Source organism: Nonomuraea sp. CA-143628, assembly GCF_050942315.1.
Lineage (GTDB): Bacteria > Actinomycetota > Actinomycetes > Streptosporangiales > Streptosporangiaceae > Nonomuraea.
Map to the genome: position 1 here is coordinate 6,340,374 of NZ_CP192072.1, position 16,420 is coordinate 6,356,793.

The 16,420-nt window shown below is 70.5% G+C and carries 16 protein-coding genes; 4 read left to right on the forward strand and 12 right to left on the reverse strand.

From position 1 onward, the window contains the following. The first annotated feature begins 210 nt into the window (after positions 1-210). Complete coding sequence (locus ACQP2T_RS29000) at positions 211-1,425, forward strand: cytochrome P450 (RefSeq protein ID WP_433519205.1); 1,215 nt, start codon at positions 211-213, stop codon at positions 1,423-1,425. A 44-nt stretch (positions 1,426-1,469) separates the two neighbouring features. Here the strand turns inward: ACQP2T_RS29000 and ACQP2T_RS29005 are convergent, their stop codons facing one another. Further along, the gene (locus tag ACQP2T_RS29005) at positions 1,470-3,098 is read right to left on the reverse strand and encodes a CocE/NonD family hydrolase (protein WP_433519206.1); all 1,629 of its coding nucleotides are present in this window, start codon (positions 3,096-3,098) and stop codon (positions 1,470-1,472) included. Further along, on the reverse strand, positions 3,095-3,694 hold the full coding sequence (locus ACQP2T_RS29010; protein ID WP_433519207.1) for a TetR/AcrR family transcriptional regulator: 600 nt from the start codon (positions 3,692-3,694) through the stop codon (positions 3,095-3,097). The genes ACQP2T_RS29005 and ACQP2T_RS29010 overlap by 4 nt, the downstream gene beginning before the upstream one ends. Positions 3,695-3,763: 69 nt before the next feature. Between ACQP2T_RS29010 and ACQP2T_RS29015 the strand changes: the two genes are divergently transcribed. Then, a complete protein-coding gene (locus ACQP2T_RS29015; protein WP_433519208.1) occupies positions 3,764-5,293 on the forward strand; it encodes a carboxylesterase/lipase family protein in 1,530 nt (509 codons plus the stop codon). On the opposite strand, the gene ACQP2T_RS29020 is transcribed toward ACQP2T_RS29015, so the two are convergent. From ACQP2T_RS29020 to ACQP2T_RS29040, 5 genes are read right to left on the reverse strand one after another with little or no spacing between them, the layout of a single operon-like run. Then, positions 5,273-6,067, reverse strand: coding sequence for an alpha/beta fold hydrolase (locus tag ACQP2T_RS29020; RefSeq protein WP_433519209.1), 795 nt, complete (start codon positions 6,065-6,067; stop codon positions 5,273-5,275). The genes ACQP2T_RS29015 and ACQP2T_RS29020 overlap by 21 nt on opposite strands. After that, entirely contained in the window at positions 6,060-8,039 is a 1,980-nt protein-coding gene (locus ACQP2T_RS29025; RefSeq protein WP_433519210.1) for a hypothetical protein, read from the reverse strand. The genes ACQP2T_RS29020 and ACQP2T_RS29025 overlap by 8 nt, the downstream gene beginning before the upstream one ends. Next, a complete protein-coding gene (locus ACQP2T_RS29030) occupies positions 8,036-8,881 on the reverse strand; it encodes a carbohydrate ABC transporter permease (RefSeq protein WP_433519211.1) in 846 nt (281 codons plus the stop codon). Before ACQP2T_RS29030 ends, ACQP2T_RS29025 begins: the two co-directional genes overlap by 4 nt. Further along, on the reverse strand, positions 8,878-9,798 hold the full coding sequence (locus ACQP2T_RS29035; RefSeq protein WP_433519212.1) for a carbohydrate ABC transporter permease: 921 nt from the start codon (positions 9,796-9,798) through the stop codon (positions 8,878-8,880). Before ACQP2T_RS29035 ends, ACQP2T_RS29030 begins: the two co-directional genes overlap by 4 nt. A gap of 4 nt (positions 9,799-9,802) precedes the next feature. Beyond that, entirely contained in the window at positions 9,803-11,092 is a 1,290-nt protein-coding gene (locus ACQP2T_RS29040) for an extracellular solute-binding protein (RefSeq protein WP_433519213.1), read from the reverse strand. Between the two features lie 21 nt (positions 11,093-11,113). Here ACQP2T_RS29040 and ACQP2T_RS29045 point away from each other — a divergent pair, with 21 nt between their 5' ends. Beyond that, positions 11,114-11,731, forward strand: a complete 618-nt coding sequence (locus ACQP2T_RS29045) for a LacI family DNA-binding transcriptional regulator (RefSeq protein WP_433519214.1) — start codon at positions 11,114-11,116, stop codon at positions 11,729-11,731. A 25-nt stretch (positions 11,732-11,756) separates the two neighbouring features. Here ACQP2T_RS29045 and ACQP2T_RS29050 read toward each other — a convergent pair whose 3' ends face one another. From ACQP2T_RS29050 to ACQP2T_RS29065, 4 genes are read right to left on the reverse strand one after another with little or no spacing between them, the layout of a single operon-like run. Further along, entirely contained in the window at positions 11,757-12,128 is a 372-nt protein-coding gene (locus ACQP2T_RS29050; protein WP_433519215.1) for a carboxymuconolactone decarboxylase family protein, read from the reverse strand. Then, on the reverse strand, positions 12,125-12,961 hold the full coding sequence (locus ACQP2T_RS29055) for an NAD(P)-dependent oxidoreductase (protein WP_433519216.1): 837 nt from the start codon (positions 12,959-12,961) through the stop codon (positions 12,125-12,127). Before ACQP2T_RS29055 ends, ACQP2T_RS29050 begins: the two co-directional genes overlap by 4 nt. Continuing rightward, positions 12,958-13,695 (reverse strand): SDR family oxidoreductase, encoded by a 738-nt coding sequence (locus ACQP2T_RS29060; RefSeq protein WP_433519217.1) that lies wholly within the window; start codon positions 13,693-13,695, stop codon positions 12,958-12,960. Before ACQP2T_RS29060 ends, ACQP2T_RS29055 begins: the two co-directional genes overlap by 4 nt. Continuing rightward, positions 13,695-15,152: an aldehyde dehydrogenase gene (locus ACQP2T_RS29065; protein ID WP_433519218.1), complete on the reverse strand. Its 1,458-nt coding sequence runs from the start codon at positions 15,150-15,152 to the stop codon at positions 13,695-13,697. The genes ACQP2T_RS29060 and ACQP2T_RS29065 overlap by 1 nt, the downstream gene beginning before the upstream one ends. A 43-nt stretch (positions 15,153-15,195) precedes the next feature. On the opposite strand from ACQP2T_RS29065, the gene ACQP2T_RS29070 reads away from it, so the two are divergent. Continuing rightward, the gene (locus ACQP2T_RS29070; RefSeq protein ID WP_433519219.1) at positions 15,196-15,873 is read left to right on the forward strand and encodes a hypothetical protein; all 678 of its coding nucleotides are present in this window, start codon (positions 15,196-15,198) and stop codon (positions 15,871-15,873) included. 6 nt (positions 15,874-15,879) lie between these two features. On the opposite strand, the gene ACQP2T_RS29075 is transcribed toward ACQP2T_RS29070, so the two are convergent. Beyond that, on the reverse strand, positions 15,880-16,419 hold the full coding sequence (locus ACQP2T_RS29075) for a hypothetical protein (RefSeq protein WP_433519220.1): 540 nt from the start codon (positions 16,417-16,419) through the stop codon (positions 15,880-15,882). Position 16,420 lies beyond the last annotated feature (1 nt).

Here is a 16,420-nt window from a genome sequence, read left to right on the forward strand (position 1 = left end):
GCTAAATCATCTGATTTACTTACGTGGCATGGCACGCCCTGTGCAGTCGGCCTGAACCAGCGCCGGCCTGGCCTGCTCCCTTCCGTGGACCTGGCCGCCGACCTGACCGACGCGATCGTCGGACTCTGACAGGCCCCCCGTGACCCATCGCCCGTGACCTGCGCGCCGCCGCGCTGTCAGACGAACAAGATCCAAGGAAAGGACGACACCATGACGAGCACACTGAACCCGGCCGAGGTTCCGGAGTTCCCGATGGAGCGCGCGGCCGGCTGCCCGTTCGACCCGCCGCCGAGCCTGTACGCCCAGCGCGAGCAGGGCCCGCTGACCAGGGTCCGGCTCTGGGACGGCAGCACCCCGTGGCTGGTCACCGGCTACGCCGAGCAGCGGGCCGTGCTCGGCGACCCGAGGGTCAGCGCCGACCTCAGCCGCCCCGGCTACCCCGCCACGGTGCCGTTGCCGCCCGGCGGTGTGAAGCGCAGCTTCATCGGCATGGACGACCCGGAGCACGCCCGGCTGCGCCGGATGGTGACCGCGCCGTTCGCCATCAAGCGCATCGAGGCCATGCGCCCGTCCGTGCAGAAGATCGTGGACGAGCTGATCGACGACCTGCTGGCCGGGCCGAAGCCGGTCGACCTGGTGGAAGCGTTCGCGCTGCCGGTGCCGTCACTGGTGATATGCGAACTGCTCGGGGTCCCGTACGCCGACCACGACTTCTTCCAAGAGACCAGCAAGACCATCATCAACCGGACCGTCACCGCCGAGCAGCGGCAGGCCGGCCACCAGGCGCTGCACGCGTACCTGGACAACCTGGTCAGCGAGAAGCTCGCCCACCCCGGCGACGACCTGCTGTCCGGGCTGGCCGAAAGGATCAAGGCCGGGGAGCTGACCCAGCAGGAGGCGGCCCGGATGGGCGCGCTCATGCTGATCGCCGGCCACGAGACCACCGCCAACATGATCGCCCTGGGCACCCTCACTCTCGTGGAGCATCCCGAGCAACTGGCCCTGCTGCGTGACGGCGACGACCCGGCGCTCGTCGCCTCCACCGTCGAGGAACTTCTGCGCTACCTCAACATCGTGCACAACGGACGGCTGCGCGTCGCGACGGAGGACTTCGAGGTCGCCGGCCAGACCGTGCGCGCCGGCGAGGGCCTGATCATGGTGAACGAGATGGGCAACCGCGACCCCGAGGCGTTCACCGACCCGGACCGGCTCGACATCCAGCGCGATGCCCGCCGCCACGTGGCCTTCGGGTTCGGCGTGCACCAGTGTCTCGGCCAGCCGTTGGCCCGCATGGAGCTGCAGGTGGTCTACGGCACGCTTTACCGGCGCGTTCCGACGCTGAAACTGGCCACCGACCTGGACCAGGTCCCGTTCAAGTTCGACGGGTTGGTCTATGGCGTGCACGAACTGCCCGTCACCTGGTGACCCATGGGGGCGGGGTGCTCAACCGAGCGCCCACCCTCTTCCGGTCATTTCCCGGACTCTTCCGACGTCATCCGGCGGATGGGGAGGAGCACCGCCGACGGGTGCCGCGGGTCGTGGAAGACCTGCTGGTCGGCGGTGCGGAGGGTGGTGGCGGTGGCGCGGGGTTCGCCGGTGCCGGGGTTGCGGTTGTAGCGGGGGAAGGCGCCGCTGGAGATCTGGACGCGGATGCGGTGCCCGCGCTCGAAGCGGTACGCCGTCGGCCACATCCGCACCTCCGCCGTGCGGGTCTCGTCGGCGCCGGTGAGGCTGATCAGGCCGTCGCAGACGTTGGTCGAGCGGCCGTCGGCGTCGACGTCGCACAGCCGGACGAAGACGTCGGCGAAGGGGAGGCTGGAGCGGAAGAAGATCTCGGCGCTGACGTCGCCGATGACCTCGACGTCGTCGTCCAGCGCGGCAGTGGTGTAGGTGAGGACGTCGGGGCGGGCCTCGAGGGCGGTGTTGTCCACGCGCCCGGCCTTCTCGCCGAAGGCCATGCGGACGCCGCCGACGGCGGGGGTGGGGTCGGCCGGGTCGTAGCGGTACCCGTCGGGGGAGGAGTCGGCGGGTGGCTCGGTGTCGAGGGCGCCGTCCGGCTGAAGGTGGAAGCGCTGGGGGTCGTACCCCGGCGGCGGCCAGGACGGGAAGTCGCGCCACTTGTCCTCGCCCATGACGAACAGGCGTACCGGGGCGCGTTCGGCCGGCTGCTCGCCCTTGGCCAGGGCCAGGCCGAAGTCGAGGGCCTCGGCGGTGTAGGTGTGGCCCACGCCCATGGAGATATGGGCCCAGGGGCCGACGGTGAGACGAGCGTTCCGCAGAGCGCGGTAGTCGCGGAGCTGGCCGGGCAGGAAGATGTCGTACCAGCCGCCGACCGTACTCACCGGCACGGTGATGTCCGCGACCCGGTGGCGGTGGTCGAGGTCCCGCCAGAACGGCGCGTCGGCGTCGTGGACGAGGATGTTCTGGATGTAGTCGTAGTGACGGCCGATCGCGGCGGCGTCGGCCTGGTTCAAGGGGAGCGTGCGCAGGGCGCGCTGGATCTTCTTGCCGCCCAGCATCTGGCGCAGCATGCCGAACCTGCCTTCCTGGCCGGCCACCTGTACGCCCCAGACGAACGGGGTCTCCAGGGAGAAGGCGTCCCCGCGGAGGAAGTCCAGGGTGAGAGCCGATTCGGAGACTCCCGGGATCATGGCCTTGACCTGGGGCGGCGCCGCGTCGGCGACCGCCCACTGGGTGAAGCCGCTGTAGCTGGCGCCGACCAGGACCATCGACTCGCCGAACCAGGGCTGCTCGATCACCCAGTCCAGGGTGTCGAGGCCGTCCTCGCGTTCACGGCGCAGCGGGTCGAAGGTGCCGTCGGAGCCGAAGGTGCCGCGGGTGCTCTGGATGAGGACCTGGAAGCCGCGCTCGGCCAGCGGCCGTGCCATCGGCGCGGCGGTCGCACCGGATCTGCCGTAAGGGACGCGGATGAGCGCGGTCGGCAGGCCATCGCCGCCGGTCGCCGGGGTCCAGCGGTCGGCCAGCAGGACGGCTCCGTCGCGCATCGGGACGCGCAGGTCGCGCTCGACGGTCAGATCCCTGGTGAGGGGCGGGGGCAGACGCAGCATGCGCTGGACGAGGTGGCTGTTCAGGTTCATCGGGGGCGGCCTCCGGAGGAAGGGGCGCGGGCAGGCAGCCCGCGAGCATACGCCGTCGAGAGGCGTAGCAGGCGGTCCGTGAGTTCTTCGGGGTCGAGGGGGTCGTCGGCGTCGACCACCCAGTCGTTGACGATCGCGCCGGTGCCGCCGGTGATCATCGTCGCCAGGTCCCGCGCCGTGTCGTCGTCGAGGTCACCGAACACCTCCCGCAGGCCCCGCGTGGTGATGAGCGAGCCGAACAGCCTGTTCAGGGCCCTGGTCATGGGAAAGGCGCAGGATCCGGTGAGCATCGCGCGATAGAAGGGCCGGTGCCGGGCGAAGTGCCGGGCCATCGCCAGCACGCGCGCGCGACGTGGCGCGCGGTCGTCGCCCACCTCCGGAATGAGCTCCCGTTCGACCAGGGCGGCCGCGGCCGCCACGAGGAGCGCGTCACGGTCGCCGAACTGCAGATAGACCAGCTGCCGGCTGACGTTCGCGGCATCGGAGAGCTCCCCGACGGGAAGGGCCGTGGTGCCGCGCTCGGACACCAGGCGTACCGCGGCGGCCATCAGCGTGGCGCGAGAGCGGAGCACCCGGCGGTCTTGTCTGACTTGCACGCCGCCAACCCTAGACATGTGTTAGAAAATGGACAACTGTTAAATCAGTCGTTTTAAGGGAGTCCAGCGATGTCCGAAGTCGAGCCCGAGGTCCGCACCACCGCCGGCGTCGTGCGCGGCCGTACCGAGGACGGCCTGGCCGTCTTCCGCGGCATTCCGTACGCCGAACCCCCGATCGGCGCGGCCCGCTTCCAGGCGCCGCGCCCGGCGCGCCGCTGGGACGGCGTACGAGAGGCCTATGAGTTCGGCCCGCCGGTTCCGCAGGACACGGACATGGGTGGTCGCGGCGGCGGGGACTTCTTCACGTTCAAGGGCCCGGGTGACGACTGGCTGACGGTCAACGTCTGGACGCCCGCCCCGGACCCGGCCGCCCGCCGTCCGGTGATGGTGTGGATCCACGGTGGCGCCTACAAGCTCGGCTTCTCCGGCAGCCCCGGCTACGACGCCCGGCACATCGTCCGCGACGGCGACGTGGTGTTCGTCTCGCTGAATTACCGCCTGGGCATCGAAGGCTTCGCCGGCATCGACGGCGCGCCCGCCAACCGGGGCCTGCTCGACCAGGTCGCCGCCCTGGAATGGGTGCGGGACAACATCACCGCCTTCGGGGGAGACCCCGGCCAGGTGACCATCCTCGGTGACTCGGCCGGCGCCGGGTCCATCGCCTCACTGATGGTCATGCCGAGCGCGGCGGGCCTGTTCCGGCGGGCCGTCGGGCAGAGCCTGCCGGGCACGTTCCTGTCCGGCGCGCTGGCCCGGGACGTCGGGGAGGCCATCGCCGCCGAGGCCGGCCTGCGCCCGACCGTCGAAGAGCTGTCCGGCGTGGATCCGCGAGAACTCCCGGCGGTCGGCCAGGCGCTGACGGCCAAGATGCGGCAGAACGAGGACCGTTGGGGCTCTTTCGCGCACACCCTGTCCCTCTACTCTCCCGTCGTCGACGGCGACGTGCTGCCGGTCACGCCCTGGGAGGGACTGGCCCGCGGCGCGGGACGGGACGTGGAGCTGATCATCGGCCACAACCGCGACGAGTGGCGGACGTTCCTGCTCCTCGGCAACCTGTTCGGCAAGGTCACCGAGGAGCAGGCGGCGCGGACGCTGCGGCGCTACGGTCCGGGCGAGGACGGCGAACGTGCCTACCGCGCGGCGTTCCCGGACGCGTCCGCCGAGGACCTGTTCGAGCTCGTGCAGAGCGACTGGCTGTTCCGCATGCCGACGCTGCACCTGGCCGAGGCCCAGGTCGCCGGGGGCGGGCAGGCGTACCTGTACGACCTGACCTGGCAGTCCCCGGGCACGGGGGGACTGCTGCGGGCCTGCCATGGCCTGGACGGCCCGCTGCTGTTCGGCACCTACGACGCCCACCTCGGCCCGGTGGCCATCGGCCCGGAGCACATCACTGAGGCCCGCGCGCTCACGGCCCAGATGCGCACGGCCTGGACGGCCTTCGCCGCCACGGGCGACCCGGGCTGGCCCGCGTACGACCCCCGGAAGCGCCTGACCCAGGTCTTCGACACGACACCGTCCGTCACCGCCTACCCCGAGGAGACCTCGCGCCGCCTGTGGCAGGACCACACCTTCGAGCCGCTACCCCTGCTGACCGCCTGAGGCCGAGACGGGGGCGGCATGCCCGATGATCTCGCGCGCGATCGTCGCGGGCACGGCGGCCGTCGCCATGTGCGCGACGTCGTCGAGGATCAGCAGCCGTGCCCCCCGAATGCCGGCCGCATAGAGCTCCTGGCTGGCGGGAGGGGTGGCGACGTCGGCCGAGCCGCCGATGACCAGGGCCGGCGCGGTCACGTCGGCGAGATCGTCGCGTACGTCCGCCGCCGCGAGCATCTCGCACGCGCGCGCGTACTGTTCGGCGTCGTTGGCGAGGAGCATGGCGCCGTAGCGCCGGACGATGTCCGGGTTCTCGGACGCGAACTCCGGGGTGAACCAGCGCTTGACGACGGTGTCGCGGATCACGGCGAGCCCGGCGCCGCGCACGGCCGCCGCGCGTTCGATCCAGGAGCCGCGCGGGAGCACCGGCGCGGAGCAGATGATCGTCAAGCTGCGTACGCGGCCGGGGTGCCGGGCGGCCGCCCGTGCGGCGACCATCCCGCCGAGGGAGACGCCGGCCAGGTGCGCCTGGTCGAGCCCGAGCCCGTCGAGCACGTGAACGAGATCATCGACGAGGTCGTCCAGCCGGAAGGGCCCGTCGGCGGCGTCCCCGGCACCGTAGCCGCGCTGTTCGTAGCGGACGACGTCGAAGCGGGTACGCAACGCCGGCACGAGGGCGTCCCACATGGCCGACGTGGTGCCGAGTGAGTTGACGAGGACGAGGGGGCCGGCCGATTCCCGGCCGGTGCGGGGTTCGAGACGCACGCCGCGCTCAGCCAACTCGGATCACCTCGACGGCGCCCACCTCGATGTCGATCACGAGCGCGTCCGCCTCGGTGCCGACCTCGCACGAAGATCCGGACAGCGACGTGACCACGGGCCGATCGCCGGCCACTCTGCGGGGGATGCGCAGGCGGCCGCGGATCGGTACAGGGTCGATGAGCCGCTCCGGCCGGCCGCCCGAATGGTTGATGAGATGGATGACGAGGGCGTCGCCGGACCGCCCGACCACGATCTCGACGCTGGTCGCGAACTCGGCGGACAAGATCCGCGCATCGCCGATCCGGTCGGCCACGGTGCCGGCGATGAAGTCCGCGACACTGCTCAGCCCGCTGACTCGCTGGGTGGTGCCGGCGGTCCACGGCAGCACGGTGACGCGACCGCGACCTCGGGGCACGCTCACCCGGAGCGGGTAGGGCGTGAAGTTCTCGTTGCCGTACGTCAGCTCGGGCGGACCGAAGGGGGCCTGCTCGGACAGCAGCCATCCGTCGTGTTCGCCGCCTTCGACGCCCCAGAAGGTACCGAGGAGCGGCAGCCGGTCCCCGAAGTGTCCGTCCGGACGGGCGCCGAAGCGGCCGCCGAGCTGACGGGTGCCGTCGAGCACAAGCGTCACGGCGAGTTCGTCGAGCAGCGCGGAAGGGTTGCCCGTGAGGATGAGCTCGCCGCCGGCGTCGGCGAACTCCAGGAGCGCCGCGGCCAGTTCAGGCGTGGTGATCGCGTCGGCGGGCACCGCGACCACCGCGTACGGGGCGAGCGCCTGCCGTTCGACGAGTTCGCGGGCGTACTCCGCGCCGAGGACGTCGAACGGGACGTGCCGCTGTTGGAGGGACTCGAACAGTCCCCGGTACTCGGTGAAGTCCGAGCGGTACTGCATGGCCGCCATGGCGGTGCCGCCCGGCGGGCGCACGATGGCGACCGGGGCGCACGGCCGCAGGTCCGCGTACAGGTCGTGGTTGTCGCGGTAGATCTCGAGCACGGGTGTCGATCGGGCGAAGGCGGAGAAATGCTCGGTCGTGGGCTTGCCGATGACGACGGCCGAGGGGCGCGCGCCTCGGGCGAGCGCCTGCGCGAAGTAACGCGCGTACTGTGCGGGCTGCTCGCCGACCAGGCGGTAAGGCAGGCCGACGTTCTGGGCGGAGTGGACGAGCGCCGGGGTGTGCGGATGGGCCGTCTTGTGCGCGCTCGCGAGCTCGCCGGGCGTGTGCTCCCACCAGTTCTGGCCGGCCGCGATCGGGCTGTTGGTCTCCAGGAACACCATGTCGGCGCGGGCGTCGGCGAGAAAGAGCGCGATCCCGGGCCGGCGGCTCTTGACGAGCCGGGCGTACCGGTCGGCCAGCGCCTGAAGATGCCGTCCGTTCAGTACGGTGAGGGTGGCATGGTTGTCGTGCTCGAAGCCCGTCGGGTATTCGAGATCGGGGTACGCCTCGCGGAAAGCGGTCAGGCAACGGCCGCAGTGGCACGTGCCGTAGAAATCCATGGTGTACGACGCGACGGGGAACTGCATCCAGTTGAAGAACACCCCGTCCACGTCATATCGGTCGACGAAGTCGGTGAGGATCTCGGGCACCCGCTTCTCGTAATAGTCGCTGCGCGGGCAGATGTTGGTCAGTCCGTCCGCCTCGCACATCCCGCCGTCAGCTGTGAGGTACGCCCATTCGGGTCGCGCCTGTACGAACCGGCTCGGCAGCCGGGAGAAATCGAACCGGGTCACCAGCCGCATTCCCCGCCGGCGGCAGTCGGCGAGGGCGTCCGCGATCAGGTCGCCCGAGGCGCGCCGCGTCAGCGCGGGGCTCATCTCTTGAGCGTCGCCGGTGACCGGATAGAAGTAGGAGATGCCGCCCGCGTTGAGCAGCCATACATCGAAGCCGAGCTGTTGGATGAGCCGGGTCGCGGCGTCGGTGTCCACGTCGCCGTCGGGGATACGGATGTTCGACTGGAACAGTTGGAACGGTTCCCGCCACCACTCGGTCATTTGATTCCCGTCGTCGCGATGCCTGAGATGAAATACCGCTGAAGGAACAGAAAGACCAGCACGATCGGCGCGATGGTCAGCACGGACCCGGCGAACATCACCCCGTAGTTGATCGTGCCGTCGCCCTGGGAAAGGAACGCGAGCGCGACCGGGAGCGTGTAGAGCTCCTTGGACTGCGCGACGACGAGCGGCCAGAGCAGGTTGTTCCAGGTGGACATGAAGGTCAGGAGCCCGATCGTGGCCAGGGCCGGCCCGCAGAGCGGCAGCACGACCCGGAAGAAGATCCGGAACTCCCCGGCGCCGTCGATGCGCGCGGCTTCCAGCAGCTCGTCGGGGATGTCGAGGAGAAACTGCCGGAACAGGAAGACCCCGCCCGCCCCGACCAGGAACGGCACGATCATTCCGCCGTAACTGTTGGTGAGCCCGAGGCCGTTGACCGTGATGAACAACGGCACGAACATCACCACGCCCGGCACCATGATCGTGATGAGCACCGCCCCGAGCACGAGACGCTTGCCGGGAAAGGCCAGTTTGGCCAGCGCATAGCCGACCATCGAGCAGAGCAGCACATTGCCCGCGACGCTGAAAACGGCGATGGCGACGCTGTTGACGAAGTACCGGTAGAAATCCTCCCCGCCGAGCAGGCTCGTGTAATTGCTCAGCGTCGGGTTTCTCGGGAAGAGCGTCGGCAGCAACACCTCGACGCCCGGTTTGAACGACCCGAGGGCGGTCCAGATCAGCGGGAAAAGCGTGACCAGCGCCGCCAGGGTGAGAAACCCGTAGATCGTGGCGGCCCGAGCGATCCGGCCGGGACGCGCCGCGCTGGATTCGACGGTGGTCATGTGCGCCTCCGGAAAACGCGGAACTGGATCAGCGCGAGGACCGCGATGGCCGCGAACAGGACGTAACTCGCCGCCGACGCGACCCCGTACTTGCCGAATCCGAACAGGTCGTAGACGTACAGCGAAGCCGTCGATGTGGCGTCGAGCGGCCCGCCCTGGGTGAGCACGAACGGTTCCTCGAAGACCTGCACGAAGGCGACGCTGAGAATCACGCCGGCCAGCAGCAGAATCGGCATGAGCATCGGCACGGTGATCGAGACGAACTTCCGCCAGGTTCCCGCGCCGTCGACGGTCGCCGCCTCGTAGAGCGGGGCCGGGATCCCCTGCAGTCCGGCCAGAAAGAGCACCATGATCAGGCCGGTCATCCGCCATACGGCGAGCAGGATGACGACGGGCATGGCCCAGAAGGAGTCCTGCAAGTAGTTGGGGCCGTCGACGCCGGCGATCGACAGGACGGAGTTCACGGCGCCCTCGTCGGCGAAGAGGTATTTCCACACGACGGCCACCGCGACCGTCGAGGTGACGACCGGGACGTACAGCGCCGTGCGGAACAGGCCCTTGAGCCGCTTGATGCCGTTGTTCAGCGCGACGGCGAGCACGAGGGCGCAGACGATCGTGAGGGGAGTCGCCACGAGGACGAACACCCCGGTGTTCACCAGCGACTTGACGAACTTCGGGTCGGCGAACAGGGTCTCGACGTTGTCGAACCCGACGAAGTCCACGGCGAAGGGGGAGCGCAGGTCCCGGCTGGTCATGTCGGTGAAGCTCATCGCCATCGACGACAGGATCGGCCCGAGTTGGAAGACGAGGAAGACGATCAGGAAGGGGGCGACCATGACCAGGCCGGCCACGGCCTGGGGCCGGCGCTTGGCGTCGAACCAGCCCGACCGGGGCCGGGCACGCGAGGACGAGGCCATGTCGTCAGCCGATCCCGATCGTGGCGGCCCGCTGCTGCAGCTGCGCGGCGGCCTTCTCCGGCGTGATCTTCCCCCGGGCGAGCTGCTCACCATACTCGGACATGGCCTTGCGTACCTCGATCCAGGTGACGATCGAGGGGGTCGCGCGCGCCGACTGGAGCGCTTCGCGGAAGGTGGCCAGCGCCGGGTTGGTGGACAACGGCTCGTTCTGCCAGGCGGCGGTGGCGGCTGGCAGGACGCCCGCGGTCGAGTAGAACTTGGCCTGGACCTTCGGCTGCGTGAGGTAGCGGACGAACTTCCAGGCGCCGGCCGGGTTCGGGGCCTCCTTGAACACCGACAGCCCCGACCCGCCGAGGTAGGAGTCGTTGTTGTCCGAGCCCGCGGGCAGCGGGGCTATGCCGATGAGGTCCGGGTTCGTCTTGTTGGCCTGCGCGGTCTGGCGTAGGTAGCCGTAGAAGAACGAACCGGACGTGGTCGCGCCCACGTCACCCTTGACGACGTCCGTCTCGGCCTCGCCGGGCTGGGTCGGGGCATAGGCGGTGGTCGCCGCACCCGAGGTGAAGAGCTTCTGGTACGTCGTGAACGCCGCGATCACCTGGGGGGTGTCGAAGGTGAACGTCTTACCGTTCAGGACCGTACCGCCCTCCTGGTAGATCAGCGGCAGCAGCAGCTGCCAGGAGTTCTCCGGCGTGAACGGCGCCGCGTAGCCGACATCGACGCCCCGGGCCTTGAGCGCGTCGGCGAAGCCGCGCACATCGCCCCAGCCGGCCGGCGGCTTGACCCCGGCGGCCTTGGCGAGGTCGGTGCGGTAGAACAGCGCCTGCACCGTGACGTACCACGGCACGGCGTAACGCGTGCCGTTGACCGTGCCCGCCTCGACGGCGCCCGGGAAGAACTGGGCGTCGTCCATGACGTCCGCCGGAACGGACGCGAGCCCGCCGGTCGCCACCAGCGAGGGCAACGCCGTACTGGGCTGCAGGATGTCGGGAACGTTCCCGGTGGCGACCGCGGTGTCCACCTTGCGGGGCAGTTCCTCGTTCGGCACCGGCGTGATGACGACATCCGTGCCGGGGTTCGCGGCCTCGAAGTCGGTGGCGATGGCCTCGAGCGCCTTCCCTTCGTTGGCGAAGGCCCACACCTGGATCTTCCCCGTGGCGGGGGAGTTGTCGATGGCCGTCGTCGTGGCCTGCTGGTCGCCCACGTCAGCCGAGCGACCGCAACCTGCGACGAGGACGATCGAGGCGAGCGCCGCGGCGAGGGTGATGGGACGGGGCGCGCGATGGCCGATCTTCATGCGCGCTACCTCTCTTCTTCGTTGACCAGTCGCTCAAGCGAGCTCGCCCGTCACGAGAGGTCGGCGCTCTACGACTCGGTGTTCGACGAGGACGACGTCGGCGCGGAGCTCGTCGTACGCCACCTGATCGAGCTCGGGCACCGCCGCATCGCGCACATCACCCACCAGGACAACAGCAACGCGCGGCCCTCTGACCTGCTGCACGTCATCCGGGCCGAGGCCTACGAACGCGTCATGCGCGAGCACGGGCTCGACGACGAGATCGCCATAGCGAAGACCTACTACCACGAACAGGGCGGCTACGACGGCGCCCGCCAGCTGCTGAGCCGTTCCCCGCGCCCGACGGCGATCTTCGCGGGCGCCGACCAGGCGGCCTTCGGCGCGCTCGCCGCGATCCACGAGGCCGGACTGTCCGTCCCGGGGGACCTCTCGGTCGCGGGTTACGACAACACCCAGCCGGCCGCCCTGCCCAACATCGCGCTGACCAGCGTCAACCAGGACGGAGTCGTCATGGGCGGCACGGCCGGCCGGCTCCTGCTCGAACGCATCCAGGGCCGCACCTCGGCGGTCCGCTTCTCCGTCACCCCCAGCCTGGTCATCCGCGGCTCGACCGCCCCGCCTGGCGACATGCGGGTGTGATCGAGCGCGACGTGTCAGGCCCGGCTCAACCGGACTTCGGCCGCTTCTCGTGTTCGGCGATGAGGGTGTCGATCTGGACGCTGAGTTTGGCGCCCAGGGGCCAGCCGATGTAGTGGGTCAGGAAGATGGCGATCTCGCGGAGCTCGGCCGCGGTCAGTTCGGAGTTGCCTAGAGCCGCCGGAATCTGGATGTCCAGGACGTCGTTCAGGCCCCGGCCGGCCAGGGCGCCGAGCAGGAGCAGGCGGCGGTCGCGCATGGACAGACCCGGGCGGGCCCAGATGTCGGCGAACAGATGGTCCACGGTGATGCCGAAGAAGTCGCCCGGGGCGTCGTCGATCTCCCAGCCGTAGACCTGGCGCATCATCTCCAGGCCCCGCTGCCGCTTGTCGTCGGTCATGACGGGTCCTCCTGGGGAAGCCCGAGGCCGGTGGCCAGGCGCTCGGCCGAGAGCCTGGCGAGGGGGGTGTCGACGCCGAGCTCGGCGGCGAGTTCGAGGGCGAGGGACAGGTCCTTCTCGCCGAGTGCTCGCACGTGGCTCATGATCTCGTACAGGGGGTCGCCGGGAGCCAGGGGCGTCGTGGTGCGGCGGATCATGATGGCGCCGGGGCCGCCGGTGGTGGCGTCGGAGTGGCGGACGATCCGGGCGAGCCTGCCCAGCGGGACCCCGGCCGCCTCGGCCAGGCGCTGCGCCTCGGCGGCGGCTGCGAAGGAGACGAAGTGGAGCAGGTTGCGGGCGAGCTTGGCGCGGGTGCCCGCGCCGACCGGCCCCATGTGCAGGACGAGGTCGGCCCAGGCTCCGAAGACCTCCTTCACCTGCTCGAACGCGGTCTCGGTCGCGCCGACCATGACCGCGAGGGTGCCCGCTTGCGCGCCCATGAAGCCGCCGCTGACGGGGGCGTCGACGACCTCGACCCCGTACGGACCCGCCTCGGCGGCCAGCCGGATGGCGGTATCGGCACAGATCGTGGAGTGGATGGCGATGATGGTGCCGGGATCGGCCGCGGCGAACAGCGCGGCGCAGACCGCGTTCACCTGGGCGTCGTCGCGGACCATGATCGAGATCAGCCCGGCGCGGGCCACGTCGGCGAGGTCCGCGGCGGGCCGCGCGCCTTGTGCGACAAGGGGTGCCATCGCCTCGGGACGGGTGTCATAGACGATCAGGCCCGGTCCGGCGCGGTGCCCGGCCATGGGAGCGCCCATCTGGCCGAGCCCGACGAAGCCGTACGTCATGCGCGGAACACCTCGCCACCGTCCACGTTGAAGATCTGTCCCGTGATCCAGGACGCCTCGTCCGACAGCAGGAACAGGCACATCCCGACGAGGTCGTCCGGGGTGCCCATCCGCTTGAGGGCGAGCTTGTCCCGTACGATCTTGGCCGACATCCCGGTGGGCACGACCGCCCGGTGGGCCTCGGTGTCGATCGGGCCGGGTGCTATGGCGTTGACCCGGATGCCGAGTGAGCCCAACTCGTGCGCGAGTTGCTGGGTGAGGCCGTTCACGCCCGCTTTGGCCAGGCCGTAGAAGCCGGAGTACTGCCAGGCGGCGGTGGAGGACTGGTTGACGATCGCGCCGCCGCCGCGCTCGGCCATGGCGGTGTAGCAGGCGCGGGCGCACAGGAGCGCGCCGTCCATGTTCACGGCCATGAACTTCTTGTAGTAGTCCCAGTCCACGGTGAACAGGAAGTCCAGCCTCATGGCGCCGAAGATGGCGGCGTTGTTGACCAGGTAGTCTATCCCGCCGTACGCCGCCACGGCCGCGCCCGCCATCGACTCGGTGGACGCCGGATCGGACACGTCGGTGGGGACGAACAGCCCCTTGATGTCGTCGGCCACCGCCGCGCCCCGCTCGCTGACGTCCGCGACCACCACGCTCGCGCCCTGGGCGGCCAGCGCCCGCGCGTACGCCTCCCCGATGCCCTGGGCCGCGCCCGTGACAATGGCGACCTTGCCCGCAAAGCTTCCCATCACCCTCCTTCCGCGATCACCTTGGTCTCCAGGTACTCCTCGAAGCCGGCGACGCCCATCTCGCGGCCGACGCCGGACTGCTTGTAGCCGCCGAACGGCACGTCCGCGGCGTACCAGACGCCGCCGTTGACGCTGACCGTGCCGGTGCGCAGCCGCCGCGCGACCGCCCGCGCCCGCTCCACATCGTCGCCGTGCACGGCGCCCGACAGCCCGTACGGCGAGTCGTTTGCCAGCCGTACGGCGTCGTCGTCGCCGTCGTGGGGCAGGATCACCAGCACCGGGCCGAAGATCTCCTCGCGGGCGGCCCTGGACCGGTTGGTGAGGCCGGTGATCAGCGTGGGCTCGATCCAGAAGCCCTTGTCCCGGTCGGAACGGTGGCCCCCGGTGGCGAACGAGCCGCCCTCCTCGGCCGCGAGCTTCAGGTAGCCCTCGATCCGGTCGCGCTGACGGGCGGAGATGACCGGGCCGCAGACGGTGCGGTCGTCGGAGGGGTCCCGGGCGCCGAGCTTGGCCATGACGCGGGCGGTGATCTCCACGGCCTCGTCGTGGCGGGCGCGGGGGACCAGCAGCCGGGTGGTGATCGCGCAGCCCTGCCCGGCGTGGGTGACGCCGGTGAAGGCGGCGTAGGAGCAGGCGGTCCTGAGGTCGGCGTCGTCCAGCACGATGAAGGCCGACTTGCCGCCCAGCTCCAGGAACACCTTCTTGAGGTTCTCGGCGGCGCCGCGCATGACCTCGCGCCCCGTCGCCGTGGAGCCGGTGAAGGAGACCAGGTCCACGCGCGGATCATCGGCCAGCCGCGCGCCGAGGGCGTGGTCGCGGCCGGTGACGATGTTCACGACGCCCGGCGGGGTGTCGGTCTCCTCCGCGAGCAGCCGGCCGAGCGCCGCGGCGCACCATGGGGTGTCCGGGGCGGGCTTGAGCACCACCGTGTTGCCGGCGGCCAGCGCCGGGCCGAGCTTGGCCAGGTTGATCTGGTGCGGGAAGTTCCACGGGGTGATCGCGCCGACCACGCCCACGGGCTCGCGCAGCAGGCGGCGTTCGCTGACCATCCCCATCGGCGCGGCCCGGCCCAGGTCACGGGTCCATTCGTAGGTCTCGGCGAGGTCGGCGAACCAGCCGAGGTCGGCCACGGGCGTGTCGAGCTGCGCCCCGTACGTCAGGAACCGCGGCGCCCCGACCTCTCGTACGGTGAGTTCGCGTAGCTCGTCGGCGTGCCGTACGAGGGCCTTCCGGAGCTGGCGCAGGCAGCGGACACGCAAGGGGAGATCGGTGGCCCAGCCGTCGAAGGCGCGGCGGGCGGCGGCGATGGCCGCGTCGAGGTGGCCGAGCGTGGCGTCGGCGGCCGTGCCGATGACCTCCTCGGTGGCGGGGTCGAGCGTCTCGAAGCGTTCGTCGCACGTGACCAGCTCGCCGTCGATCAGGAGCGGGGAGCCGCGCGCCGCCCAGCTGTCGAGCAAGCGTCTGCTTGTTATGGACACTTGTCCAGACTACAGTTCACATGTGGCTGTGCAAATGGATGACTATTCCGGCGCGTTCGATCCCGGCTTCCGGTTCGAGGACCTGTCCAAGCAAGCACTGGTCCGCCTGGTCAGGGAGTACGCCCTCATCACCCACCTGCTCGACCGCGCCTCGCTCATCGCGGTCGGGCTGAAGTACGGGCAGCGGGACGTCGAGGAGATCGCCATCCAGGAGTGGCGCGGCGCCAGCCCGGTCTACACCGAGCGGATCCGCGAGATCATGAGGATCGACGGCGACGGGGTGTCGGCCATCTTCAAGTGCCTGCAGCTCGACCCCGGCTTCGCGCAGCACTACATGGACGTCGAGTACGAGCTGATCGACGAGTCGCACGGCTTCTTCCAGCTCCGTACGTGCGGGGCGCTGCTCGACGTGGAGCCGTTCGGCGAGCGGGCGATCCGCGGCATGTGCCACCACATCGAGGACGGCACGTTCGACTGGACCGCCCAGGCGGTCAACCCGAGGGCGCGCATCCGGCCGGTGCACCGGCCGCCGCGCGTCCCGGCGGACCGGGTGCCGCACTGCCGCTGGGAGGTCGTCATCGACGACGAGACCGAGCCGGTCGGCGAGGACCCGATCACCGCGATGACGCGCGGCACCACCGCGGCCCGCTTCCGCTTCCCGCCGATGCGCGACGGCACCCCGCACGTGCCGTCCCCATAGAGGCCGTCACCACAGGGGCACGGGCGTCTCCGGCCGCGCGTAGTAGCCGGGGATCGGCGCGCCGGAGGCCGCCCGGTCCAGGCGCCGGCGCATCCCGTCCGACAGCACCCCGGCCTTCATCATCTCGACGAACACCGAGGTGACGTTGCCGAGGTCGAACCAGTCACGCTGCCAGCGCCACTGGAAGCCGCCGCCGTACTTGAACCAGCTTCCGCCGATCCCGGCGACCTCGTACGGGCTGCCGTCGGGACGCCGGGCGTCGGCCACCTGCTTCCAGAACCCGACGACCTCGCCCCTGCGCTCGTCGATGAGGATGCTCTGGTACGGGTACGACCAGCCGTCCAGGCCGCCCATCTCCGAGCCCAGGGCGAGGTCGCGGATCTCGTCCCTGCCGACCGCCATGAAGTCCTGGCCGGGGCCGATGTTCCAGCCGTAGGTGGCGTCCTCGGTGTAGAGCTCGGCCAGCGGGCGCCAGTCTCCCAGCTCCTCGCACCGCCGATTGGCCGCCAGCCAGCGGCCTACCATCTCCTCCAGCTCGTCCCGCATG

What these genes read in the sequence shown, in the direction of transcription:
- ACQP2T_RS29000 (WP_433519205.1), top strand. Translation starts at nt 211, where the DNA reads ATGACGAGCACACTGAACCCGGCCGAGGTTCCGGAGTTCCCGATGGAG.
- ACQP2T_RS29005 (WP_433519206.1), bottom strand. Translation starts at nt 3,098, where the DNA reads ATGAACCTGAACAGCCACCTCGTCCAGCGCATGCTGCGTCTGCCCCCG.
- ACQP2T_RS29015 (WP_433519208.1), top strand. Translation starts at nt 3,764, where the DNA reads ATGTCCGAAGTCGAGCCCGAGGTCCGCACCACCGCCGGCGTCGTGCGC.
- ACQP2T_RS29025 (WP_433519210.1), bottom strand. Translation starts at nt 8,039, where the DNA reads ATGACCGAGTGGTGGCGGGAACCGTTCCAACTGTTCCAGTCGAACATC.
- ACQP2T_RS29030 (WP_433519211.1), bottom strand. Translation starts at nt 8,881, where the DNA reads ATGACCACCGTCGAATCCAGCGCGGCGCGTCCCGGCCGGATCGCTCGG.
- ACQP2T_RS29035 (WP_433519212.1), bottom strand. Translation starts at nt 9,798, where the DNA reads ATGGCCTCGTCCTCGCGTGCCCGGCCCCGGTCGGGCTGGTTCGACGCC.
- ACQP2T_RS29040 (WP_433519213.1), bottom strand. Translation starts at nt 11,092, where the DNA reads ATGAAGATCGGCCATCGCGCGCCCCGTCCCATCACCCTCGCCGCGGCG.
- ACQP2T_RS29050 (WP_433519215.1), bottom strand. Translation starts at nt 12,128, where the DNA reads ATGACCGACGACAAGCGGCAGCGGGGCCTGGAGATGATGCGCCAGGTC.
- ACQP2T_RS29055 (WP_433519216.1), bottom strand. Translation starts at nt 12,961, where the DNA reads ATGACGTACGGCTTCGTCGGGCTCGGCCAGATGGGCGCTCCCATGGCC.
- ACQP2T_RS29060 (WP_433519217.1), bottom strand. Translation starts at nt 13,695, where the DNA reads ATGGGAAGCTTTGCGGGCAAGGTCGCCATTGTCACGGGCGCGGCCCAG.
- ACQP2T_RS29075 (WP_433519220.1), bottom strand. Translation starts at nt 16,419, where the DNA reads ATGCGGGACGAGCTGGAGGAGATGGTAGGCCGCTGGCTGGCGGCCAAT.